The organism is Candidatus Scalindua japonica (assembly GCF_002443295.1).
Classification (GTDB): domain Bacteria; phylum Planctomycetota; class Brocadiia; order Brocadiales; family Scalinduaceae; genus Scalindua; species Scalindua japonica.
Map to the genome: position 1 here is coordinate 128,377 of NZ_BAOS01000028.1, position 23,742 is coordinate 152,118.

19 protein-coding genes are annotated in these 23,742 nt (G+C 41.4%); 14 read left to right on the forward strand and 5 right to left on the reverse strand.

Going from position 1 to position 23,742, the window contains the following annotated elements; translation table 11 throughout:
• Nucleotides 1-153 precede the first annotated feature (153 nt).
• Nucleotides 154-3,426, forward strand: coding sequence for a carbamoyl-phosphate synthase large subunit (gene carB, locus SCALIN_RS15065; RefSeq protein WP_096895282.1), 3,273 nt, complete (start codon nt 154-156; stop codon nt 3,424-3,426).
• A gap of 38 nt (nt 3,427-3,464) precedes the next feature.
• Here the strand turns inward: carB and larE are convergent, their stop codons facing one another.
• The 3 genes from larE to SCALIN_RS23460 all read right to left on the reverse strand — a co-directional run bounded on the left by larE (nt 3,465) and on the right by SCALIN_RS23460 (nt 5,986).
• Nucleotides 3,465-4,352, reverse strand: coding sequence for an ATP-dependent sacrificial sulfur transferase LarE (larE, locus tag SCALIN_RS15070; RefSeq protein WP_096895283.1), 888 nt, complete (start codon nt 4,350-4,352; stop codon nt 3,465-3,467).
• A 281-nt stretch (nt 4,353-4,633) separates the two neighbouring features.
• Nucleotides 4,634-5,248, reverse strand: coding sequence for a DinB family protein (locus tag SCALIN_RS15075; protein WP_096895284.1), 615 nt, complete (start codon nt 5,246-5,248; stop codon nt 4,634-4,636).
• Nucleotides 5,249-5,401: 153 nt separating this feature from the next.
• Nucleotides 5,402-5,986, reverse strand: coding sequence for a TetR/AcrR family transcriptional regulator (locus SCALIN_RS23460; protein ID WP_096895285.1), 585 nt, complete (start codon nt 5,984-5,986; stop codon nt 5,402-5,404).
• A gap of 381 nt (nt 5,987-6,367) precedes the next feature.
• On the opposite strand from SCALIN_RS23460, the gene SCALIN_RS15085 reads away from it, so the two are divergent.
• From SCALIN_RS15085 to SCALIN_RS15110, 6 genes are all read left to right on the forward strand, one after another.
• The gene (locus SCALIN_RS15085) at nt 6,368-6,928 is read left to right on the forward strand and encodes a GNAT family N-acetyltransferase (protein ID WP_096895286.1); all 561 of its coding nucleotides are present in this window, start codon (nt 6,368-6,370) and stop codon (nt 6,926-6,928) included.
• 122 nt (nt 6,929-7,050) lie between these two features.
• Complete coding sequence (locus SCALIN_RS15090) at nt 7,051-7,239, forward strand: hypothetical protein (protein WP_096895287.1); 189 nt, start codon at nt 7,051-7,053, stop codon at nt 7,237-7,239.
• A gap of 118 nt (nt 7,240-7,357) precedes the next feature.
• Nucleotides 7,358-7,771, forward strand: a complete 414-nt coding sequence (locus SCALIN_RS15095) for a hemerythrin domain-containing protein (protein ID WP_096895288.1) — start codon at nt 7,358-7,360, stop codon at nt 7,769-7,771.
• A gap of 129 nt (nt 7,772-7,900) precedes the next feature.
• Entirely contained in the window at nt 7,901-8,860 is a 960-nt protein-coding gene (locus SCALIN_RS15100; protein ID WP_096895289.1) for a cytochrome c oxidase assembly factor Coa1 family protein, read from the forward strand.
• A 42-nt stretch (nt 8,861-8,902) separates the two neighbouring features.
• Nucleotides 8,903-9,694: a hypothetical protein gene (locus SCALIN_RS15105; protein WP_162532347.1), complete on the forward strand. Its 792-nt coding sequence runs from the start codon at nt 8,903-8,905 to the stop codon at nt 9,692-9,694.
• 35 nt (nt 9,695-9,729) lie between these two features.
• On the forward strand, nt 9,730-11,595 hold the full coding sequence (locus tag SCALIN_RS15110; protein ID WP_096895291.1) for a B12-binding domain-containing radical SAM protein: 1,866 nt from the start codon (nt 9,730-9,732) through the stop codon (nt 11,593-11,595).
• Here the strand turns inward: SCALIN_RS15110 and SCALIN_RS15115 are convergent.
• Together SCALIN_RS15115 and SCALIN_RS15120 are read right to left on the reverse strand one after the other, a co-directional pair.
• A complete protein-coding gene (locus SCALIN_RS15115; protein ID WP_096895292.1) occupies nt 11,573-12,184 on the reverse strand; it encodes a hypothetical protein in 612 nt (203 codons plus the stop codon). The two genes, SCALIN_RS15110 and SCALIN_RS15115, sit on opposite strands and share 23 nt — an antisense overlap.
• Nucleotides 12,185-12,271: 87 nt before the next feature.
• On the reverse strand, nt 12,272-12,880 hold the full coding sequence (locus SCALIN_RS15120; RefSeq protein WP_096895293.1) for a hypothetical protein: 609 nt from the start codon (nt 12,878-12,880) through the stop codon (nt 12,272-12,274).
• A gap of 371 nt (nt 12,881-13,251) precedes the next feature.
• On the opposite strand from SCALIN_RS15120, the gene SCALIN_RS15125 reads away from it, so the two are divergent.
• From SCALIN_RS15125 to SCALIN_RS15150, 7 genes are all read left to right on the forward strand, one after another.
• Entirely contained in the window at nt 13,252-14,718 is a 1,467-nt protein-coding gene (locus SCALIN_RS15125) for an efflux transporter outer membrane subunit (protein WP_096895294.1), read from the forward strand.
• A gap of 48 nt (nt 14,719-14,766) precedes the next feature.
• Nucleotides 14,767-16,308: an efflux RND transporter periplasmic adaptor subunit gene (locus SCALIN_RS15130; RefSeq protein WP_096895295.1), complete on the forward strand. Its 1,542-nt coding sequence runs from the start codon at nt 14,767-14,769 to the stop codon at nt 16,306-16,308.
• Complete coding sequence (locus tag SCALIN_RS15135; protein ID WP_096895296.1) at nt 16,305-19,649, forward strand: efflux RND transporter permease subunit; 3,345 nt, start codon at nt 16,305-16,307, stop codon at nt 19,647-19,649. Before SCALIN_RS15130 ends, SCALIN_RS15135 begins: the two co-directional genes overlap by 4 nt.
• A gap of 26 nt (nt 19,650-19,675) precedes the next feature.
• Complete coding sequence (locus tag SCALIN_RS15140; protein WP_096895297.1) at nt 19,676-21,769, forward strand: adenylate/guanylate cyclase domain-containing protein; 2,094 nt, start codon at nt 19,676-19,678, stop codon at nt 21,767-21,769.
• Between the two features lie 531 nt (nt 21,770-22,300).
• Nucleotides 22,301-22,432, forward strand: a complete 132-nt coding sequence (locus SCALIN_RS23465) for a hypothetical protein (RefSeq protein WP_261341035.1) — start codon at nt 22,301-22,303, stop codon at nt 22,430-22,432.
• 23 nt (nt 22,433-22,455) lie between these two features.
• Nucleotides 22,456-22,773, forward strand: coding sequence for a DUF3313 family protein (locus SCALIN_RS15145; protein WP_096895298.1), 318 nt, complete (start codon nt 22,456-22,458; stop codon nt 22,771-22,773).
• A gap of 74 nt (nt 22,774-22,847) precedes the next feature.
• The gene (locus SCALIN_RS15150) at nt 22,848-23,726 is read left to right on the forward strand and encodes a hypothetical protein (protein ID WP_133111941.1); all 879 of its coding nucleotides are present in this window, start codon (nt 22,848-22,850) and stop codon (nt 23,724-23,726) included.
• Nucleotides 23,727-23,742: the final 16 nt, after the last annotated feature.

Here is a 23,742-nt window from a genome sequence, read left to right on the forward strand (position 1 = left end):
AAACATGAAATCCGAAACAATATCGAATAACTAAAATTCAAAAAAACATAGTAAACCCTTTTGGTCATTATATCATTTGGATTTTTGATTTGCTTCGAGTTTCGTTATTCTTTTTTCGTATTTTCTAAATATTACGTTTTAATAATTAATAATATGCCGAAAAGAACTGATATAAACAAAATACTCATCATTGGGTCAGGTCCAATCGTAATAGGACAGGCGTGTGAATTCGATTACTCCGGTACACAGGCATGCCGGGCACTGAGAGAGGAGGGTTACAAAATAGTCCTCGTAAACAGTAATCCGGCCACGATCATGACCGATCCGGAAGTTGCGGACAGTACGTACATCGAACCGATGACGACTGAAATATTAACAAAAATTATTGAGAAAGAGAGGCCAGACGCCCTGCTTCCAACACTGGGAGGACAAACGGGACTGAATCTTTCCGTTAGTCTGGCCGAAGAGGGCGTTCTAGATAAATATAATGTAGAGCTGATAGGTGCTAAACTGGAGGCTATAAACAAAGCGGAAAATAGAGAGAAGTTTAAAGAAGCTATGAGCAATATAGGCGTCAAGGTTCCGGCAAGCGGCAACGCAAAATCACTTGAAGACGCAAAGGAGATAACAGAAGAAGTAAAGTTTCCCGTTATTATTCGTCCATCTTTTACCATGGGAGGAATAGGAGGCAATGTGGCTTACAACATTGAGGAGTTGGAAGAGTACGTTAACTTCGCACTGGAAGCAAGTCCCGTCCATGAAGTACTCATTGAAAGATCTATCTTGGGATGGAAAGAGTACGAATTGGAGGTGATGAGAGACCGCAAAGACAATGTTGTAATAATCTGTTCGATAGAAAACCTCGATCCCATGGGCGTCCATACCGGCGACAGCATAACTGTGGCTCCCGCACAAACCCTAACTGACAAAGAGTATCAGATAATGAGAGATGCTGCAATCAAGATCATACGTGAAATCGGTGTTGAAACGGGGGGGTCTAATGTTCAGTTTGCGATAAATCCGTCTGACGGTGAATTAATTGCAATCGAGATGAACCCTAGGGTGTCCAGGAGTTCTGCCCTGGCGTCCAAGGCGACGGGTTTTCCGATTGCAAAGATAGCCGCAAAACTGGCGGTAGGTTATACGCTTGATGAGATACCAAATGATATTACTCGTTACACACCGGCCTCTTTTGAACCTTCTATTGACTATTGCGTAGTTAAAATTCCAAAATTTAACTTTGAGAAATTCCCTGACGCGGACCAGGTCCTTACTACGCATATGAAATCAGTTGGCGAGGTAATGGCGATTGGACGTACGTTCAAAGAGTCCCTGAGCAAGGCGATAAGGTCCCTTGAAATCAACCGCTACGGATTATCCGAACACCACAGTAAAACAGCCTTAAACGATTCAGAGAAAAAAGAATTCATTAAAAAGCATCTGTTAAACCCTTCGTGGGACAGGATATGGTCTGTTGTTGACGGCTTGCGTATGGGGATGAACATTGATGAGATTTATGAAATTACCAGAATTGACAAATGGTTTCTGTATAACATAGAACAGATACTTGAACTGGAAGAAGAGATCAAAAACCAGCATAAACCTGGAGATATACCAACCACTTCAGAGAATGATACAACGGCAATTGATTCGGGCTACTTAATAGATCCTGTTCTTTTAAAGAAAGCAAAGCAATATGGCATCTCTGATATTCGGCTGGCAAGCTTGTTAAATACAAGCGAACTTAATATTCGAGACTATCGCTGGAAGAACGATATTCGTCCTGTATTTAAGGTTGTGGATACCTGTGCCGCGGAGTTCCAGGCTTACACCCCTTATTTATACTCATCATACGAGACCGAATGCGAAGCCAATCCTACACAAAAAAAGAAAATAATTATTCTGGGTAGCGGTCCTAACCGTATAGGACAGGGTATTGAATTTGACTACTGTTGTGTGCACGGAGTACTGGCCTTAAAAGAGATGGGATTTGAAACAATCATGGTAAATTGTAATCCGGAGACTGTAAGCACAGATTACGATATATCTGATAGATTATACTTCGAACCCCTTACTTTTGAGGACGTTATTGAAATAGTTGAGAAGGAGCAACCGGAAGGGGTTATTGTGCAGTTTGGAGGACAAACCCCATTGAAACTGGCGGTACCACTGTTCAATGCGGGTGTTAAGATCCTTGGTACATCACCGGACAGTATTGATATGGCTGAAGACCGTGAAAGGTTTGCAGAACTCCTCTCCAGACTCAATCTTCTACAGCCGGACAACGGAAACGCAAGGTCATTCGCAGAAGCCAAAAAGATTGCAGTTTCAATAGGTTATCCGGTATTGATAAGACCCTCATATGTTTTGGGCGGCAGGGCGATGAGAGTTGTTTTTGATGAAGATGAACTTGAAGAGTATATGATACATGCGGTTGACGTTTCACCTGAACATCCGGTATTAATAGATAAATTCCTTGAAGGTGCAATTGAGATAGACGTTGATGCCGTGTGTGACTGTGAGGATGTCTTTATTGGCGGTGTTATGGAACACATAGAAGAGGCTGGTGTACATTCAGGAGATAGTGCGTGTTCATTGCCTCCTTATTCCATAAAAGAGGATATTATAGATAAGATAAAAGCTCAGACGAAAGCTCTGGCCCTGGAGATGAATGTCCTTGGTATTATTAATATTCAATTTGCCGTAAAAGATGAAGTTGTCTATATACTGGAAGTAAATCCACGTGGATCCAGGACAATACCTTTTGTCAGTAAGGCGATTGGTATTCCACTGGCAAAAATAGCATCTCAGGTTATTGCCGGACGCAAACTAAAGGAGTTGAATCTAAGTAATAATAAAAGCAATCATGTTGCCGTAAAGGAAGCTGTTTTTCCATTTGTCAGGTTTCATGGCACAGATACCATCCTCGGACCGGAAATGAAATCAACCGGTGAAGTTATGGGAATTGATACTGATTTCGGGAAGGCGTTTGCCAAGGCGCAGATGGCCATAGAGGGAGGAATTCCACTGTCAGGTACTGTTTTCATAAGTGTCAGGGATAAAGACAAAGCACCTATAGTTGATATCGCCTATAAACTTCACAAATCAGGTTTTAAGATTTCAGCTACGGGAGGGACCGCGAAGGTTATAGCAGAGAGAGGCACTCCCGTAACCACTGTCCTTAAAGAATATGAGGGGCGTCCTAATGTAATAGATCATCTGAAAAATGGTGATATCCAAATGGTAATAAATACAGCTGAAGGAAAAATTTCACAAGAAAATTCTTATAACATCCGACGTAACGCAATTATATCAGGCATCCCTTACTTCACAACCGTTCCGGGAGCTATAGCCGTGGAGAGCGCAATCAGGTCAGTATCAAGCGGAGAACTCGATGTTAAGCCGATTCAGGAATACTACAAATAAATTTACTTGGAAAACATAAGAATGACACTTGCCCCTCTTCAAGAGACACCACCACCGATCCTGTAAGGTTCCAGATCAAGAGTCACCCATTTGTACCCGCGCTTTTTGCCTTCAGCGACGAGGACCTCATGTTGTTCCAAGACTGCCTGCATCTCTTCAGGCACTGATTCAATTCGTAAAAAGAGTCCTCTGTTTTCCTGACAAAGGCGGACACGAAAAATCTTTATGCCAGTTTTTCTAAGAATAGCTTCCATGTCTTCAATATCGTTTAATCGCCTTTCCGTGATAGAAATTCCTGTCATAATCCGCGAACTCAAACAGGGGCTTGCCGCTTTCTCAGCAATGGCCAAATGGTTAGACCGAAGAACGGCCCTGATATCTTCTTTTGTAAAACCGGCGTCGGCAAGTGGGGATATTACGTTATTTTCCAGTGCCGCTTTATGGCCGGGTCGAACATCATCACCGTCAGATAAATTATAACCGTACAATACCCATTTATATTTGTCGTTTTTTGAGATAGAGCCAGTAATATCAAAAAGCTCCGTCTTGCAGTAATAACACCGATCATAGTCATTCTGAATGTATTTTTCATCAAGAAGTTCCTCGCTCTTTTTAATTCTGTGGTCTACATTCAAATCCTTTGCAAATTTTAAAGCAGCTTCCAGTTCTGTCCGTGACAAACTGGGGCTGTCAGTGGTTACAGCAAGTAGCCTGCCACCATTTTCATCCTTCACTCTTTTTGCTGCCCATAAAAGCATAGCGCTGTCAATGCCACCGGAAAAGGCGACTATTATTCCGTCAGGAAGGAGTCTACTCAATTGTTTCGAGAGCTTTTCCAATTTACCGGTCAATACCGATCCTGACTCTTCACTGTTTTTGGCCAGTATAGTACTAATCTTTTCAATCACCTGATTATCATGCTTCATTATTGATAATTCTCCAAGTTCTTTTTTTAATTTTAAACCGAATTCACCAGTTCCTTCCTGTTTAAGGGTTTGAGAAATGAATTAGGCCTTTAACGACTTTCTTGATAACCTGTACTGATAACACGGACAAACAAAGTTTGTCCATGTTATCTATCAGTATATTGTAATACTTTGCACAGATAAACGAGCTTGTCCCTGTCACCATACAATAACAAAAACTTTGAAATTCCTCATAAATGTATACATCTGTCTGTAAGAGAGGCGCTCAACTGAAAAATTTCTTATACCTGTTCCGGACGTTCTGTACAAGGCTTATCTCCGGGACCGGGTAGCGGAGCCTTATTATTACCTCCGGCGCTCTCACCTTTTATAAGGGTTTCAATATCGGGATATGGATAAATTGTCTCTGCTTTATTCTGCATCAGACCACCGGTATCTGCAGTTGGTCCATATATGCTGTAAATATCCCTTTCTGCCATACGCAGCAGCATTGTCATCTGTCCGCGGTGGTGTGCCGTATGGGCAATCCTTCTGGTAAGAACCCAGGCTCGCGAGCGAGAAACATTAAAGAATTTCACCTCCTCATCCCACCATGCATCATCTTTTTCACGTAGGGTTTCCAGTCGTTTGCCTGAATCCTCTGCATATCGTTTAATAAATTCCAGGCGTGTTTCCTCTTCTGGTAATGGGGGCGCACCTACATCGATTCCAAGCATATTACAGAACCACACATTCTCTCCCATACATTGATGCACCATATGTTCATGCGCGTTCCTCCCTCTTTTGTCCTGAGGATGGGGGCGTCTTGACATGTCTTCATCCTTAAATGTACTCCATGTGCTGAGTGTTTTTAAACGTTCCGTTTCATAAGTATCAACTAAGAACCTGTGTCCCATTCTTTCATCTCCTTAATAATGAAATCCGTAAAAATAAAAAGTAATTATCCAACACGTAGATGAAAAACTTTTTCTTCCCCTGTCACAACACGACAAGGACTTTCCTCGGGTAAAAAGCTTCAAGGTCTCTCATCGTGAGTGCTAACATTTTTTTCAGATTTTCAAGAGTTTGCACGCTGCTTCCTCAGATGCTTCAATTGGCCATACATGTCCATAATTCTGACTCGCAACAATAGCACCTTCGACTAATACATATACCATATCGGCATTTGCCTCAACATTAATGTGCCTATAGCGTTTATGAGAATCCTTTACTAATGAAATTAACTGCCTCAGATATGTTTTCAGACCATCCTTATGCTTGACTACCTCAGCCCGAATTTTATTGTTAAGTGGAGGTACTTCAGACGCGATATTTAAAAAAGCGCATCCTCTATAATTACATTTCACCATCCACTCCCTCAAAAAAACAAATACTCCGCGCAAGCACTCTTCAGATGATGCATGACTTTCGACACTATTTTTCAACCACTCCATCCAGATGACATGGCGGGCCTGCAGATATGCGACGCAGAGATTTTCCTTAGATGAAAAGTGACTATAAAACGTTGCCTTTGCAACCTGCGATTCAGTAATAATCTGATTGATACCTGTGGCCAGATACCCCTGCTCATAAAATAAACGTAAAGCAGTATCTATTATTTTTTCTCGAGGACTGTCTTTAACTTGATGAAACATGACTCAATATACACCAGACAGACCGGTCTGTCAAGGAAGAGGTTTTTACAACCTATAAGAGATTGTATTTTATGACATTGCCTGAACCAATGATCTCTTGTCTCAAATATTTTTAGCGTGGGTTTCTGTAATTAGTTTATTGTAAATTACTCGCATAGGGTTATAATATCGACGAACTTGAGCGAACAGGTAATTGATTTTACTTGCGTTAAGAGTATAATAATACCGTAGATTACTTGAAAACACAAAAACTCTTTCGTTTTTAGTTCGGGTTAGGTTAAAATAGAGCCAACAAATTGAGAAAAAAGCTTGAAAACAAGGTAAATATGTCTACGACGGTTTCCAATAAAATAGAAAGTGCTTTGAAGGTAATGTTGAAGGATGGAAAATAAAATAAAGCTTACTGACGGAAATATTTTCATACGTCCTTGCCAACCGGAAGACGCTGCCGTAATTTGCGAGGGTGTGCAAGAGACGATGGGAGAGATGTTAAAATGGGCACCATGGTGTCACCCTGAGTACTCTATATCAGACTGTAAATCGTGGCTTGACTCCAGACAGGAGATGTGGACGGAAGGTGTTGAATATGATTTTGCTATTTTTAGTGCTAAAGAGAATACTTTTTTTGGTGGATGCGCCATTGATCAAATTAACCGGAAACACAACTTTGCAAATCTTGGTTATTGGACCAGAGCAAGTCAGGTGGGAAATGGAATAGCTACTTCTGCGGTCAAGCTTATCAGTCAGTTTGGATTTGAAACTCTGGGTTTCACGCGTCTTGAGATTGTCGCGGCAGTGCGGAACAAGGCAAGTCAACGCATTGCTGAAAAGGTTGGAGCTGTCAGGGAGGGTATCCATAGAAACCGTCATGTAGTACGTGACAAGATATATGACTCCGTTATGTTTTCGCTAATTCCAAAGAATTGTCAGGCACCGATTTAGAGTCTATTAAATTGCTCAAATTAGCTTGAAATTGATGTTATCTACAGTACAATGAAGTGAACAAAGATAACAAAAAGAACGAACTAATTCGTATGATACAAAAATATAGAAAGGAGTTTCAAATGAAAATTTCAATGGAAAGTGATACCAGGATAAAAATTATTCCGGAATCAGAGCATGAGAAAGAGAGCCTTGATGCATTATGGAAGCTTGTCATACGTTGTGACACTGATAGTAAGGTATTGTGCCCTATCGGTTCGTACATACCTTCAACAGATGACGGGGCAAACTTTGTTATACAGGACCAATGATCCTTTGTACGCATGATAATACAGTAATTTGAAGGCGGTTTTAATAAATAACTCAAATCATTACTTCTAAAAGAGAAATTGAAATCTGGCGTAATTCTAACAGATCAGGAGAAAAGAGATGTCAATACTGATTGAAGAACTTAAAAAGGAACATTCTGAAATCCTTGCCAAACTCGAAGAAGTAAAAGAACTGGGTATTCTCTCTAAGGAGGGGCAAGATAAACTGATGTCTTTAGAAGTGAGTTTACTTGCACATCTAGGTATAGAGGATGATCAACTATACCCGACTCTCAAAAAAGAAGCTGAGCATAGCAATAGTATAAAAGATACATTAGATCTGTTTGAAATGGATATGGAGAATGTATCAACCATTGTGCAAGGCTTTTTTGAAAAATATTCTGAAGGATTTTCAGGTATGGATCTCGATAAACTTTCAGAAGATTATGAAAATCTTCTCACTGCCCTTACAAAAAGGATCAGTAATGAAGAAGAATCTCTCTATGAGGAATATGAAGCCCTGAACAGGCCTTGAATGTCTTAAAAATAAGTAAGCCAGGAGAGTTTATAGAAACCATTCCATTCAACTGAAAAAGTACTTTTCCCTGAAAGACATCAACTCCCTCCAAAATACAGCCTGGTCCTGTAACCTTTAATCAGAAAAATGAAAGGGTTCGATATAGACAAATATGAACCGATAACTGATGCCGAACATGTCAAATACAATAGACAGGATTATTGCGGCTTCTGGAGGCGTTTTGCTGCCAACTTCCTGGACGGAGCAATCCTGGGTATGGCGTATAAATCAGTAGATGTCGTATTGCTGGCACTAGCTTCTTTAACAGGGACCTCTTATCTCGGGTTCAGCGACTGGATGTTGAGTACAATAATCTTCTGGGCATATATGCTATGGTTTAAGAGTTACAGGGGTGCCACTCCCGGTTACAATGTCTTTGGGATTAGAATTATCTCTATAAAAGGTTCGCAGGTAAGTATCAAACAAATAGTAGTTAGAACAGTTTCCTCTTTCTTGTCCGCAATACCACTAGGATTGGGTTATCTCTGGATAGCTATAGACCCTGACAGACAAGCATGGCACGATAAGATTGCGGGGACTTACGTCATTAAGGCTGAATCAAGACCAGTTCAAACCAATCAGCAACCTAGTCCCGGCCCGGTGAGGATAAAACTGTTAACATCGCTGATTATAGTGTGCTTGCTTATGCTTCTCAGTTTGATTGCAGGAGTAGTGTATCTGCTGAAGGATTCTGATGCATATAAATTGTCTAAACAATACATAGGTGCAAACATGTGGGTGCAACAGGAGGTTGGTAATACAATCGAGTTTGGTATAATAGAAAGCAGTAAGGTTTTTAATGGAGCATCCGGAAAGGCAAATCTAATAATACGTGTTTCAGGTGAAAAAGGGGAAGTTACGGTTACCACAAGACTGGAAAAAAGAGATGGTGAATGGCAGATCATAAAAGCTGGATACTTTGATAGTGATAATAATTATATTGATATTACTATGCCATACACCGGAAGCAAGGTGCTTGAGGTGAGAAAGTCAAGCATTTCTATACGTTTTGTGCATATGTACTGTTCGACATATGCACCGAGCTAGTAGATAATTTACAAAATAAAGAGGTGGATAATGATAATTTGTATGAGACGTTTTAGCTCACTGCTTATAGTACTTACAATATATGTTATATTTTCAGGGACTAATGTCCAGTCTCAGGAAATAGAAAAACCTTTTCCGTTTGAAGACTGGAAATACTTATACGAATCGAAATGTTCAAAATGCCATTCACTTGAAAGAATTTTTGCAGATCCAAAAACGGCAGAGGAGTGGCAATCGTGTGTAGCCAGAATGATTGCAAAAAGCTCATCGTGGATTACTCGTGAAGAGGGCAATCAGATAATTACAGAAATTCTTGGCTCAAAAGAGGGAATAACAGGGTCCTTTCCTAAGAAGAAAGAGTATGATGATGCACGTTTGCTCTTTATCGACAGGTGTACAGCGTGTCATTGCGTGGACAGAGTTCTTTTAGCAGATAAAACGGGAGAAGAGTGGCAGGAAACAGTAACAAGGATGAGAGATAATGCACCGGAACTGTTCCTTGATGAGGACCTTCCTGTCATAATAGAATATCTTACCGAAAGAGGAACAATAATGCGTGATGACGTAGTGGCACAGAAAATAGTCGATAAATGCCTGATATGCCATGACGCAGGCAGGATATTCCTGGAACGTAAATCAAGAAGAGACTGGAAAGAGACTGTTGCTGATATGCGCTTATTGGCCAGGGAGGAATTGAAAAAAGATTGGTTTACTCACCATGAATCCAAAGTTATTGTTGATTTACTTGTCAAAACACAAGGTCTTGAACCGGAGAACAGTGCAGCAGGTAAAAGAGCAGCAGAAAACGAGGGAAAGAAGAGCAGTAAACATTAGGTTTATAAATTAGTAAAATACACTTTGGACTTTACATGAGAATTGACTATACAAAAGGTCAAAATGTTCAACCACATACATTTCGTTCTTCCCGACAATCCGGAGTCTCCGGGAAGAGGGTGATGTTGGTCTTTCCCCCTGATTGGTATCCCTCCAAACCATATTTGAGCCTGCCTACGCTGACAGCTTTTTTGAGGAGAGCCGGTCATCGTGTTGCCCAGAAGGACGTGAATCTGGAAATGTATGATTGGTTTTTCAGCGAAAATTGCCTTCAGCTTGTTTTTGAGAAAATCCCCAAACAATTGGAACGGTTGAAGACGGTATCGAGAGACCCAGGATATTCTCACGAAGTACTAAAATTGCAGCAGTCTCTTAATGAATGTACAGATCCTTATATTACCATGCTTGCCAGAAAGGCAGAGACCGCTAAAACCATTGTACGTTCACAGGAATTCTATAATGTGGATAAACTAGAGTGGGCAATGAGTGTTTTTCGTGAAGTGATGCAGGTTATATCCCTTGTTTACGCCCCGGCCAGGATTTGTATACCCCCTATGGAAACTGACTTAGGTTATAAATTGTTTATATCTTCCGATATTCTTGATGCAGTTGAGGATAAGCAGGTAAATGTATACAGAGATGTGTACAACCACATACTCAAACCTGCTATAGAGGAAGAAAAGCCTGATGTCATTGGAATTTCCATTGTCTTGAGTCAGCAACTCTTCTCTTCCATGACATTCTGCTCGATGATCAAAGAGGACTTTCCCGGTATTCATATTACTATTGGAGGAAACACGGTTACCAGATTACGTGATGTATTACCAGAAAGTTCCAATCTATTTTCTCTTTTCGATACGGTTATCATGCATGAAGGAGAAACGGCATTTTTGCAGCTAATAAATGCGATCGGAACAGACCGTGATTTTTCAACAATACCCAACCTCATATATAAAAATTGTAACGGAATATATACATCTACCGTTACTACGGCTGAGGATATGGCAAGATTACCGCCACCCGATTTTGATGGACTTCCTCTCGACAAATATTTTGTGCCGGATAAGATACTCTCTTACCTTGCCACCAGAGGATGCTATTGGGGAAAGTGTGAGTTCTGTGATCATGGAGAAGGTTACACTGCTGGATACAGGACAAAAAATATAGATCAGATTATTGAGGACATTAATTATCTGAAAAATCGATATCAAGTAACACATTTTCACTTTCCCGATGAGTCATACCCTCCGGCTTTATTCAAAAAGTTAACAAAAAAATTAATTGAAGCTGATCTACATATCGTATGGTCTACACACTTACGGTTTGAAGAAAGTCTGTTGGACAACGGAGTATGGGAAACTGCTGAGGAAGCGGGGTGTAAATTTTTACATATGGGATTTGAAACCGGAAGTGAAAGAGTGCTCAGATTGATGGGTAAGGCAACCAAAACGGAACAAATCCAACAGAGTCTGGAACTCTCATCCATGCATGGTGTATGGAACCACGTGATGGGTTTCTTCGGATTTCCCGGTGAGACTTATGAAGATGCAAGATCCTCCATGCAATTTTTAGAAAACAACAAAGAACACGTTCACTCAATCGGTTTTGGGACTTTTGACCTGACCAAGTATTCACCGGTCATTAAAAGTGCAGAAAAGTTTGGGGTAACTTACAACAAAAACCCTGAATGGGATTTAGCGCTCGATTACTATTTTACCGTGAAAAACGGCCTTGGGATCGAGGAAGCCGAACGGGTACTTGGAGAGTTTGAACACAACCACTATAAAGGGTGGGATTTAAAGATTTATATTCGTGAATACCTTTTTTTGTACGTATCTCATTTTGGGACCAATAAGCTTACATTTCTACAGTTGAGGTCTAATATGATGCCTCCTCAGTAGAATCTGTGGCTAAGGATAAGGTATATTTTCTCTGCATGGCTTTCTTTCTCTTCTTCAAATATTCGTTATTAAAATCTTTGATAATTCCGGAGCATAGTTCACGTAATTGCCCCGCGCTCCCTGTATATAAAAAACTGTTTTGAAAACTTTTAATATTAGCAGTGCTTATTACAATACCAACTAACTTTTTCGACAGTGCCTCCAGCTGTTTTATTACTAACGGTTGAGCTCTGATCTTCGGGACCAACATATCCAGCTCTTCAATCGCCCTGGTTATCGGAAGGGTATCAAACCGGTCAATAATGGTTACGGAAATCGCACAACCGTTTTTGGTACTACGGTTACCGTTATTCAGTGTTTTTACTACAATGTCAATCGCGCAGTCAAGCTGAACAAAGGTTACCACTATGTTACCAAGACTTTTAAGCTCCTTACTAACGTAATCTTCTATCACACCATTGAGGTTCTCTTCGCCGCGTACATATACTCCAACCTTTATAACTGAGCGGCTATCTTTGGCATAAATTTTGCTAACATGTGCGGTTAATAAACATCCTATTATCAACCCAATAATCTTTACGTATTTCATGTAATATCTACCTTTCTTGACAGGTACGACGATATATTAATTAATATATCGTTATTTATGAGTGACAGGATTTAGTGAAGATTCAATTTATTGATCAGTTACCGGCATTAATACTTCACCTGCTCGTTCATTAATTACCAACCCTCTGGCGTTAAGTTCCTGCATGGCTCTAAGCGTAACGGATCCAGTAAACCAAAGCTCTGTTTTCTTTATAGGACGACCTGTCAAATCCAATTTAACTAGAGCCGTTGAACCAAGATCAGCAAGTTCTGTCCAGTAAAGAAGATCAATTGGAAAAGTAGCAACAACTGTTTGATCGGATGTGTATCCCACTGCGAATTTACGAACAGGGACCAGCTCTTTTATCGGCTTTACATGTGTATGATAGCCGTGCAGCATCTCTTCACCATTTGCCTCAAATTTGCCAAAATGGGAATTAATTGTGTAGCGGTTGTTAAGCCCATAGGATACTACCCTTCTGCCCATCCAGAAGTCCTTGCCTTCGAGCAGATTCGGAGGTAAGATTTCGTATGCGTCTATGACCCCGGGTGTTTCATATTCTACAGGTTGGTCTGATGCCTGACCTTTACAATAATCAGTAATAAACAGTAAGCTTCCTATCGTTAGAGCTATACACAATCCAACTCTTTTTGTGCCCGAATATTGGTTGCAGCACAATCTAAAAACTTGTTTCATATAGTTTCATCTTCCTTTTTTCATACGAGAAAAAAAATAAATTAACCTTTTATTATAGTGCGAACTATTACAATTATAAAATTAAATTTAATAAACGATGCTGTGTAATCATAGGATAAGGACGTAGCTGAGTCACAGGTATATCGCTTAAATAAAACAGGCGTCATCGATAAGAAGCAACTTCAGAATACCCAAGACCTTTGAAGTAGCTGGTTAACAGCAATACTTTTCTTCTTGATTAGTAGTTAAGTGTATGTATAGAATTGATTAGGTTCAGGCATCTGAATGTTTATTTATTTATATTGATTTACAAAATCTTAATAATTGTTTGTATTAATAAAATCAGGATAAAAAATATCGAGAGAAAATACATGAAAAGGTCTCCACTGTGCTATACATTAAAGTTGGCCCCTTATTTAATATTTTCCTTATTCTTGCTTCAAGGCTGTTTTGATATAGGTCCAAAATTAGGGCCAGATTACTCACCACCAACACTACAGATGCAGGATGCCTGGCATCAGGAAATAACAAAAGGGCTTCAAGATGGTGAAGCAAATCTTCAAACTTGGTGGACGATATTAAAGGACCCTGTACTCAACACATTAATTGAAAGAGCATATCAAGGTAATCTTCAACTAAAAGAAGCCTTTGCCAGAATTAAAGAAGCGCGTGCCAATAGAGGGATTAAGTCCGGAGAGAGATTCCCGGATTTAAACAGTACAGGAGACGCAAGACGGATGCGCTCACCTCACACATTTCTTCCTCCTACTACACAGAGATCAAGAACGGACGAGTTCTTCAAATTTGGCGGGGAGGGTTCATGGGAAATTGACTTTTGGGGAAGGATCGATCGGTCGATTGAATCTGCTGATGCAAGCCTTGATGCTTCGATGGAAGATTACCGTGATGTACTCGTTATGCTCTATGCTGATGTTTCCACTAATTACGTCGAAGTGCGTGCCCTTCAGGACCGCATCAAGTACGTGCGTGGTAACATAGGAACGCAGCGCAAATCACTACAGTTAACAAAGGACCGTTTTGATGTAGGGTTAGCTCCTGATCTTGATGTCCAGCAAGCAAAATTAAACCTTGCAAAAACGGAATCTACACTCCCAACCCTGCAAATGCAACTTGTTCAAACAATTAATCGCCTTGGAGTCTTGCTTGGTGAACATCCGGATGCTCTTCATGATGAATTAGAAAAACGGACTTCCATCCCAAAACCGTCAGGGCAGATACTGTTTGGCCTGCCGGTTGAGCTTCTGAGGCAGCGTCCTGATATCCGTCAGGCGGAACGTGAGCTTGCTGCTCAAACAGCCTTGATTGGCGTAGCTAAGGCTGACCTGTATCCGAGTTTTTCCTTATTCGGAACCTTTGAGATTGCGGCAAATGATTTCAGTGATGTTTTTTCCTATAGTAAGAGCAGAATGCACAGTTTTGGTCCTTCATTTCGTTGGAATATCTTTGATGGAGGTCGAGTGAGAAACAAGATCAGAGTAGAGGATGCTCGCACCGAGCAGGCATTGAACCGTTATGAACAAACCGTACTCAACTCCCTCGAAGATGTCGAAAATGCAATGGTTTCGTATGTTCAGGAAAAAGTTCGCCGGAATGCGCTGGAACGTTCAGTCAAAGCAGCAAGAAAGTCAACTGATCTTGTGAGAACACTATATATATCCGGTTTGACAGACTTTCAGAACGTCCAGGAAATGGAACGTTTTCAGTTTGAGCAGGAGGATCAATTCGCAGAAAGCGAAGGAAAAGTGATACAGAATCTTATCAGCATATACAGATCATTAGGAGGCGGGTGGGATCCTGGAACAGAGAAACATGAATAGTTTCGATAGCATGACAAATAACATTCATTCTTTAAAGGCAGAGGTGATATGCGCAATATAATTAACTATTATCTATTTTCCTATCCGAATCAAAATCTTTTAAGTTTTTCCATCAAATCCACTTTGCTTCCTCTCCTCCTGGCAAGTATTGTTATACTTGCAGGTTGCGGAGAAAATGATGCAGTTGTAACCATACAGAGTCCACGGCCTGTTACAGTAATTGAATTGCGTGAGATTGATCCTGTCAAACCGTTACAGCTGACGGGGTCAGTAATGTCCTGGAAGGAACAGGATATCTCCTTCGAAGTCAGTGGACGGCTGGAATGGATCGTGGAAATGGGAACCAACCTTGAAGGGCGCTGGGAAGAAGACAGCAAGGTACATATTCCGGGTGATGTCCTTGCCAGAATTGATGAACGGCATTATAAAATAAGATTAAAAGCGACCCTGGCAGATAATGAGCGTGCACAGGCCGAATATGTGAGGAAAAAACTGGCATGGGATAAGAAGGCAATTTCTGAGGTCGATTTTATTCGTGCCACTGCAGACCGCGATGCCAGCGAAGCACAGTTCGAGCAGGCAGAATATGATCTTGAAAGGTGTGTCCTCCACGCTCCTTTCTCAGGAGAAGTTTCCGAAGTTTATGTAGAAGCCGGCGGTTATGTACAGAGAGGTACACCGGTAGTACACCTCGTCATGATGGACCCTATCAAAGTAGACATTTCTGTTTCATCAAAGACAGCCGAAAGTCTGAAACTCCGTGATACTGTAAACCTTTACCTGCCGGGTAATCAAAAACCCATATACGGGAGTGTTTACGAAAAAGCCACTGTTGCTGACCCGGAGACAAGAACATTTCGAGTCTCTATTATCACCCGTAACCAACAATATTATGGTGATATTCAACAGGAAGATCCACTGCTTAAATACCCTCGCATTTCAGATTACATGCATCTGCAACGGGCAATTAAAGATGATGAGAAGAGTCCTTTCTTCGTGGAAGAGAACCGCGCCTTGCGGAAAGATGATAATGGTTATTTTGTATGGACTGCTCCGGATAAGAAACTCGGTGATGATATTGATCCGGAGAAGCCTCTCATTACACTCAGAAAATTTAGAGTTAAACCCGGTGAACGTCAAATGAACTTTCAGGGCCTATACCTCATGCGGGAACTTTCTGATGTCGGCAAACTCACTCCCGGAATTTTGATTGCCATGGATGTTCCTGATAACGTCAAGGATGGTGACCAGGTTCTGGTAGCAAGAAAGCAGTGGAGTCTGCTCCCGGGTCAGCTTATACAAGTCTTTTTGGGGGTAGAAATCCCAAAAACCGGACTCTACCTTACAATGAATTCTATCAAACCCATTGATGATAGAACAGGTGAGATATTTGTAGCTGTTGACGGTAAAGCGAAGAAGGTAAAAGTGAACATTTTAGATAACGTAGGTGAGTTATTTAGACTGGAAGCATTCAATCCTGATGATGCCAACCTGGTGACTGCAGGGTCACAGGTTATTACAAACCATATTCATTTCCTTCAGCACGATGAATCTGTCAGGATCATCAACATAGCGGAGATGAAACAATGAGCCTCTCTGCTTTTTCACTCAAGTTCAAGGCTATTGTCATTGCACTGGTAGCGCTGCTCATGCTATGGGGGATGTTGAGTTACTTTAACATGCCGCGCCGGGAAGATCCCGAGTATACAGTACGTACATGTCAGGTCCTGACAAACTGGCCGGGTACTTCCGCTGAAAGAATAGAAGAATTAATAACGGCTCCCATTGAGGAAGAGGTTAATACCCTTGATGGTATTCGCTGGGTACGTTCCGAGACATCCATGGGAAGATCTGCAGTATACGTAGAACTGGACAGACCTACCCCGGGTGACGCAGTAGCACAGATGTGGGACAAGGTACGTTCACGAGTCAATCGTGTACCAATGCCCGAACCTGGCATCAAGCCGGTAGTCATAGATGACTTCGGTGACACCAATATCATGATCATGGCCCTCTACCAGGTACCACTACTCGGAGAGGACGTAATCAAACCTGAAAACCGCTACACTTATCGCGAACTCGATATTTTTTCAGAAAGATTGAAAGACGAGCTAAAGCTCCTTACCGGTGTCGCCAAAGTGGTACGTACAGGAGTTCGTAACGAAGCGCTCTACATAGAAACTGACCTTGGCACCTGGACCCAATTGTCTCTCACCACTACTCAACTGGGTGAACTGATTTCTCGACGTAACGTAATTGCTCCGGGTGGCATAATTGACACCAATGTAGGAAGATTTACGGTTAAACCCAGTGGAGACATAGACGCAACGAGTGAGTTAAATTCCATTGTTGTGGGTACAATAGGCGAAGAATCTGCCCGTGCGCCGGTATACCTGAATGATTTAAACCTTAAAGTTATACGTTCTTATGAAGATCCACCACAAGTGATTTCACGTTATGGAGATCCTCGTACCTCAGAGACATGCGTCATTGTTGCCTTCACCATGAAAAAAGGTGCAAACATTGTTGATGTCTGCGCAGATGCAAAAAAGGTAGTACATAACTTAACGGCTGTACAAAAGGTCCTTCCTCCTGACATAGCTGTCTCCTCCGTTACAGACCAGTCGGAAACTGTCACACGCAAGATCAGTGATTTCATCGCAAATGTAGTCGGTGCTGTTGTTATTGTCGTATTAGTAGTCTACCTGATGGTGGGTTTACGGTCTGCTGCGGTGATGGGTGCAAACATACCACTCGTAATTATAGGATCACTTGCCATAATCACGGTCTTTGGCGTGCAGATGGAACAGATATCACTTGCTGCAATGATAATTGCGCTGGGTATGCTGGTGGATAACGCAGTGCAGATATGTGACCAGACCAGAAGGCTACAGGCGGAAGGAATGTCCAATTTCGATGCAGCATTAAAAGGTGCCAATCAACTCGCATTTCCCATACTCATTGCGACAGGTACCACTATCGCCGCCTTCTATCCCATGCTCATTGGTCTCCAGGGTTCAACATACGAATACATATACAGTCTCCCGGTCACTCTTACGGTTACCCTGGCCTTCAGCTATATTCTGGCAATGACATTCTGTGTCTTACTTGCCTACTGGTTTATCAGGCCTCCCAAAGATCCTCACCAGTCCATGTCACCTGTAATACAACTCGCTCAGTGGTTTAAGCGGAAGATGGGGAAAGGCCATAAAAAATCGGTAAATGAACCTCCTGTTGAAAAGAAGAAGAGCTGGTTTTTCGATTTATACCCGAACATTGCTCGTATCTGCATAAAGGCAAGATTCGTTGTTCTCGCCGTCTCATTCGGCCTGTTATTTATCGTAATGATGCTCCCGGTTGGATCGGAGTTCTTTCCACAGGATATGAGAGACCAGTTTGCCGTGGAGGTCTGGCTCCCGGAAGGCGCCAATATTCATCAGACGGATGATATTACGAAAAGTGTGGAAGATATAATCCGTAAGCTCAGCCCCTATACAGACGAAGAAGGTAATCCTGGCCAGCGTCTAAACTGCATGACATCAGTCGTTGGTAAGGGGTGCGATCGCTGGTACCTGGGCAGGAACCCGGAGTCAGCAAGGCCCAACTATGCCGAAATCATAGTAAAGACAACTAACGGCCTCGTTACTTCCAGATATGTTAAGGAGATCCGTCGTATGACCAGAGAGGGAGATTCGAAACTGAATATTGAACCAGTGACAGGCGCCCGTATTATACCCCGTGAACTGGTCATGGGGCCTTCAGTAGACGCACCCATAGGAATCAGGATTTTCGGGCCCAGACTGGGGGTGGGATTTGCCGATCTTACCGTTATGCGTGAACAGGCAGATAGTCTTGAGGTGCTCCTTCGCAAACAACCGGGGACGTGGGATAACTATGACACATGGGGCTCATCCGCTTACCAGCTGCACATTGATGTAGATGAGGATAAGGCAAATCTTGCAGGCATAACTAACCTTGGCCTTGCCCAGACACTAAATGCCTATTTCTCAGGGCATTATATCACTACCTTCAGAGAGGAAGACCATCTTGTCCCCGTTTACCTTCGCCTGCCGTCTGAACAGAGAGGGTCTCTTGAAGAAATTCGTTTTGCCTATGTGGAAGGTAAATACGGAAAAGTCCCACTCGACTCTGTCGCAGAGATTCAGCCACGTTGGAAACCCGCAAGGATTGACCGCCGTTTTCTACAGCGCGTAATCGAGGTACGGGCACGGGTTGAACCAGGCTATCGAGCGAATGACATAGTAACGGGCCTGTTAGAGAGCGAAGAGTTTAAACAATGGGAAGACAATCTTCCTCCCGGTTACTGGTGGGAAGCTGGCGGTGAGCTGTTTGAGTCTAAACAGGCCAAGGGTGAATTGAGCCTTTCACTGGGGATATCACTCCTGATGATAATCCTATTGCTGGTTATTCAGTACAATGGTTTTGCAAAACCCGTTATCATACTCACTACACTACCACTGGCACTCATTGGTTCATTCCTCGGTTTATATGTCACCGGTAATGCACTGGGATTTATGCCTCAGCTTGGCCTGCTGGCCCTTTTCGGGATTGTCGTAAACACTGCCATTATTTTTATCGAATTTGCCGATACACTCATCAAGGAAAAGATAGAAGAATGTGACGGTTCAGGCCCCATTATGGGACTCAGTATTCAGGAGTTTAGAGAGTGTCTTGTACAGGCAGGCCAGGTACGTTTGCTTCCTATTGCCATGACTACACTTACTACAATTGGTGGTCTTCTGCCCCTCGCTCTGGCCGGAGGTCCACTATGGGAGGGCATGGCATGGCTCATGATATTTGGCTTGATAGTGGCCACGGTATTAACTTTGATCGTCGTGCCTTCACTTTATGCAATCTTTGTCGAGAATTTTAAGATGAAACCAGTTCCAATGAAAGCTCTTAAGACCTAAAGACATAAAGATGCCGGAAAGCCACAATGAAAAAAGGTATCACTATGCGCAGGAGTCTTCTTTACAGTTTCCTGCTTCTCATTCTAATACAGTCAGCTTTATTCCTTGGCTCTACTATATTTATAGGCTCCAGGATTTCGAACCAACTATCTATCTCATTCTTTAACCATGCTGTCGTCCAGACAAACTCTTTTCTAAACTCAGTCGGTACGCCAGTACATAATGCATTGCTCCAAACAAAAAGATCTTTTGAAACAGGACTACTTGATGTAAACAATACAGAAAAGCTTAATCACTTCTTTACCCCTATAATGGACCAGATACCATATATCACCTCAATTAACACAGGCGATGCGGATGGAAATGGTTATCTTATTTTGAAGAGTGAAAACTGCTGGAAAAATAGACTTGTACGCCCTGGGAAGTGGGATTCAAAAAAGGTACAATGGCTTATATTCAATCGAAAACTGGAATTTCAGAAAAAACAGATGCAGGACAGTGATTATGATCCACGCAGAAGACCATGGTATGAGCTTGCAATTAATGCTAAAGATTTGACAGTTCCGGTCTGGACACAACCCTACTTGTTTTATACTACAAAAGAACCTGGTATTACAGTTGCAATCCAGGTTTTTCAACCGAATCAAAATTCCTTCATACTTGCATTTGACATGTTGCACAAAGACCTCACATCTTTTACTACCGGATTCAAACCCAGTCCGAATGGTAAAATATTTATCATGCTTGACAACGAAAAAGTAACTGCACTACCCTCTGGTGATAAATTTACTGCAGCAAACGCCATCGAGAAATATCTCTTTAAGGATGTCAGGGACCTTGAAATTGAGGAAATCAGCAGTGCTGTAGAATTATGGAAAAAATCGGGTAAACCTGATGGTGGTAACTTTAAAGTTTCCTCCGGTGGTAATACATGGTGGTGTGCTTTCTCAAAACTGACAAGATCAAAAAGGAATGACAATCCATCCTGGATCTGTACACTTATTCCCTCATCTGATATTCTTGGAAACGTTACTCTCCAATTTTTACTTATCCTGGCAATTTCAGCGATTGCAAGCATCATTGCAACAATCATGGCACTTATATTGTCAAGGAGATTTACAAAACCGATTCATGGGCTTGTTCAACAGGTACAATCCCTTCGTCAGCTTGACGTCAGGCAACAAAGTAAACCTGAAACTTCAATTCGAGAAATACACCACTTGACTGAAGCAAATGAACGTATGCGTATTGCACTTGATGCTTTCTCAAGATATATACCTATAGACATAGTCAGACAACTGTTAGATCGTGGTGATGCTGCTAAAATAGGAGGAAAAGCATCAGATGTTACTATACTATTTACCGACATACAAGGCTTTACTACGATATCTGAAAAGATGTCGCCTATGCAGTTGACATCTCATTTAGAAGAATATTTCAATTTGATGTTCAAAGAATTAAGCAAAGAGAATGCTACGGTAGATAAGTTTATTGGAGATGCAGTTATGGCATTCTGGGGTGCACCTCTCGATAATCCAAAACACGTTTTGTCTGCGGTAAGAGCGGCATGGAATTGTTTAAATAAACTTGATGATCTGAACAAAATGTGGAAAGTGTCGGGAAAGCCGGAATTTGTAACACGTTTCGGCATATCAACTGGTGAAGCGGTCGTAGGTAACGTTGGAGCAAGTTCAAGACTAAATTACACGGTACTTGGTGACAATGTAAACCTGGCAAGCAGAATGGAAGAATTGAACAAATATTATGGCACCAGGATCCTCGTTACTTCATCTGTTGTTTCACAAACAGATGATCTTTTCATGTTTCGTCACGTAGACCGTGGTGCTGTTAAAGGTAAGCTCCAGGTAGAAGAGATATTCGAATTGCTTGGCCCGATTGACCAGGTCCCGAAAGATATGAGGCTCTACAAGGAACTATATGAAGAGGCCTTCAGCCTCTATCTTAAAAGAGATTTTTCCAAAGCTATGAGCCATTTGAACATGCTTAAGCCTTCTTATCAAAAGGAGAAGTCGGTAATACACCTGAAAGAAGCTTGTATCTGGTTTATAAAAACTCCTCCGGATAATGATTGGAAGGGAGATCGTATATTCAATAGGTAGATGGTATTTAACGCTAATTGACGTTCCTTCGTTTTAAATGTATTTGTTGAAAACTTCAAGTTATCGCCGTCATATCTAACAAAAATTAGTGAAAATGCAACTTTTGTCTATCTTGTTTTTTCTCCAATAAGTGATATTATGACGAATAGCGAGTAAAGTTGTTAAAATGAGAAAAAAGCTTGTAAATATTAAGTTTTATGCGTTGTAAAGAGCGAGCGATTAGATTGGAAAAACGTTTTAACAGTCAGGTTTAATAAGTAACTTTAATTTAAATGATGGGGCTTATGTTAGAAAAAAACGTCGGATGAATCAAAAGGAGATAGAAAATGGTTAACATTAAGGCGTACTATTAAAGCTGAAATCAGAAAATGAGCATGTAAGTAGACAATGATGACCACTTTTATTTTGGGGTATGCGGAAAAGGAGAGTAAGCGAGTTTCATCTCGATGTTTACGGATCAAATAGTTCTCATAAAAGGGAAATTTATAAGAGTAGAGACTTTGGGTCAGTACTTGAGTATGGCTTAAAGGTGTGGTTAAAAGAGCAATAACGACTCAATCGGTTGATAAAGGGGGGGCTACCTCATACACAGAGGAGGAGGAAAAGATGTTGCTACTTGGGGCGGCAAACTTATTCGATTATGTTAAGAAGCTTATCCATTAGTTACATAACCTTGACCAGATGTAATGTGGCTTCGATTTGCAATAACGGATGTTGTCCCAAACAAACCCGGTATGGGTGCCATTACAATTGTTTTACCTGTAGGATTAGCTTTGAGTACCGTAAAAAAAGAAGTAACCGAAAAATATACCGGCGTTGGAGAGGTATCAATAGAAGTGGAGATACTTGCTTCTTTGACCAATGAACGAATTGGTGTCGCAATAGACAGGAGACCGGGTGGAAAAATAGAAGGTTTCACCAAGTGGGGAGCTGTAGAAACAGCTTTTGAATTTTGGGCAATGAGGTTGAGGACCTGGTTAGACGAGACACGCGGCAGGGAATAAAATGGTTAACTAAATATTTTGTAACCGGCATCTTTATAATTATAAGTTGATATTCCATCTCTAACATACACATAATGAAGAAGCGAGATATGGGGAGTAAACAGATAAAACATTACAACAAAGTATCTATCCACAGGATACTGGCCACAAGGCTTGCTATAGCAGGTATAATAATCTCTTTTATCCTTGGAGTAGCAGTACTACTCATAGAACGTAATAAGGTTGGTGAGGTAGTACTCGACCGTGCACTTCAGGCAACCGTTCATTTTAATGCAGAAGCTGGTTCTTTACTGGACGAACCCGGCTTGCCAGACCACGAGGGAATACAGCGCGTACTTGATAATGTTATTTCGCGAGGTGTGAAGCTACGCAACAGTCGTTATGGAAAGGTAGGACATTCTGTCTTTATTGATATCTTTGATCTTGATCAGAACAAAGTAGCAAAATTTCTTGATAGTAACCATGAAAATATTAAAACGGTTGAGACACATATGCATTCCTCTCAATCACCGCTTTCTTATAATAAGGATTGGTATGATCTAATCAGGATCAAAGGAAATCCTTATATTAAATTCGGCGTGCCTCTTACTAACAGCAATGGAGAAAAAGTTGCTAATATAGTAGGAGCGTTTGCTGTCTCCTCAGAAGTAGTAGCAGACTTTAGATGCAGAGCTTTAAAGACTACCTTAATCATCATCTCTATTGTTCTTGTAACAACCGGACTGTTATATCCAGTAATAATTAAATTAATGAATAGACTTACCAGGCTGAATTACAGACTTTTAGATTCACAATTGGAAACTCTCAAGGTCTTGGGAAGTGCAATCGCGACACGTGATTGCGATACTGATGCGCATAACTACCGTGTAGTAATTTACTCTGTGCGACTTGCAGAAGCTGCTGGACTCGATAAGAACAATATTCGAACCTTGATTAAGGGCGCTTTTTCATGATGTAGGAAAGATTGGC

Bases quoted from the DNA above. Each gene is read 5' to 3' on its own strand.
- SCALIN_RS23460 (WP_096895285.1), bottom strand. From the start codon at position 5,986: ATGTTTCATCAAGTTAAAGACAGTCCTCGAGAAAAAATAATAGATACT.
- SCALIN_RS15115 (WP_096895292.1), bottom strand. From the start codon at position 12,184: ATGAAATACGTAAAGATTATTGGGTTGATAATAGGATGTTTATTAACC.
- SCALIN_RS15100 (WP_096895289.1), top strand. From the start codon at position 7,901: ATGAAAGGGTTCGATATAGACAAATATGAACCGATAACTGATGCCGAA.
- SCALIN_RS15110 (WP_096895291.1), top strand. From the start codon at position 9,730: ATGAGAATTGACTATACAAAAGGTCAAAATGTTCAACCACATACATTT.
- SCALIN_RS15145 (WP_096895298.1), top strand. From the start codon at position 22,456: ATGTGGCTTCGATTTGCAATAACGGATGTTGTCCCAAACAAACCCGGT.
- SCALIN_RS15125 (WP_096895294.1), top strand. From the start codon at position 13,252: ATGAAAAGGTCTCCACTGTGCTATACATTAAAGTTGGCCCCTTATTTA.
- SCALIN_RS15090 (WP_096895287.1), top strand. From the start codon at position 7,051: ATGAAAATTTCAATGGAAAGTGATACCAGGATAAAAATTATTCCGGAA.
- SCALIN_RS15120 (WP_096895293.1), bottom strand. From the start codon at position 12,880: ATGAAACAAGTTTTTAGATTGTGCTGCAACCAATATTCGGGCACAAAA.
- SCALIN_RS15130 (WP_096895295.1), top strand. From the start codon at position 14,767: ATGCGCAATATAATTAACTATTATCTATTTTCCTATCCGAATCAAAAT.
- larE (WP_096895283.1), bottom strand. From the start codon at position 4,352: ATGAAGCATGATAATCAGGTGATTGAAAAGATTAGTACTATACTGGCC.
- SCALIN_RS15105 (WP_162532347.1), top strand. From the start codon at position 8,903: ATGAGACGTTTTAGCTCACTGCTTATAGTACTTACAATATATGTTATA.
- SCALIN_RS15140 (WP_096895297.1), top strand. From the start codon at position 19,676: ATGAAAAAAGGTATCACTATGCGCAGGAGTCTTCTTTACAGTTTCCTG.
- SCALIN_RS15135 (WP_096895296.1), top strand. From the start codon at position 16,305: ATGAGCCTCTCTGCTTTTTCACTCAAGTTCAAGGCTATTGTCATTGCA.
- SCALIN_RS15075 (WP_096895284.1), bottom strand. From the start codon at position 5,248: ATGGGACACAGGTTCTTAGTTGATACTTATGAAACGGAACGTTTAAAA.
- carB (WP_096895282.1), top strand. From the start codon at position 154: ATGCCGAAAAGAACTGATATAAACAAAATACTCATCATTGGGTCAGGT.
- SCALIN_RS15085 (WP_096895286.1), top strand. From the start codon at position 6,368: ATGGAAAATAAAATAAAGCTTACTGACGGAAATATTTTCATACGTCCT.
- SCALIN_RS15150 (WP_133111941.1), top strand. From the start codon at position 22,848: ATGAAGAAGCGAGATATGGGGAGTAAACAGATAAAACATTACAACAAA.
- SCALIN_RS15095 (WP_096895288.1), top strand. From the start codon at position 7,358: ATGTCAATACTGATTGAAGAACTTAAAAAGGAACATTCTGAAATCCTT.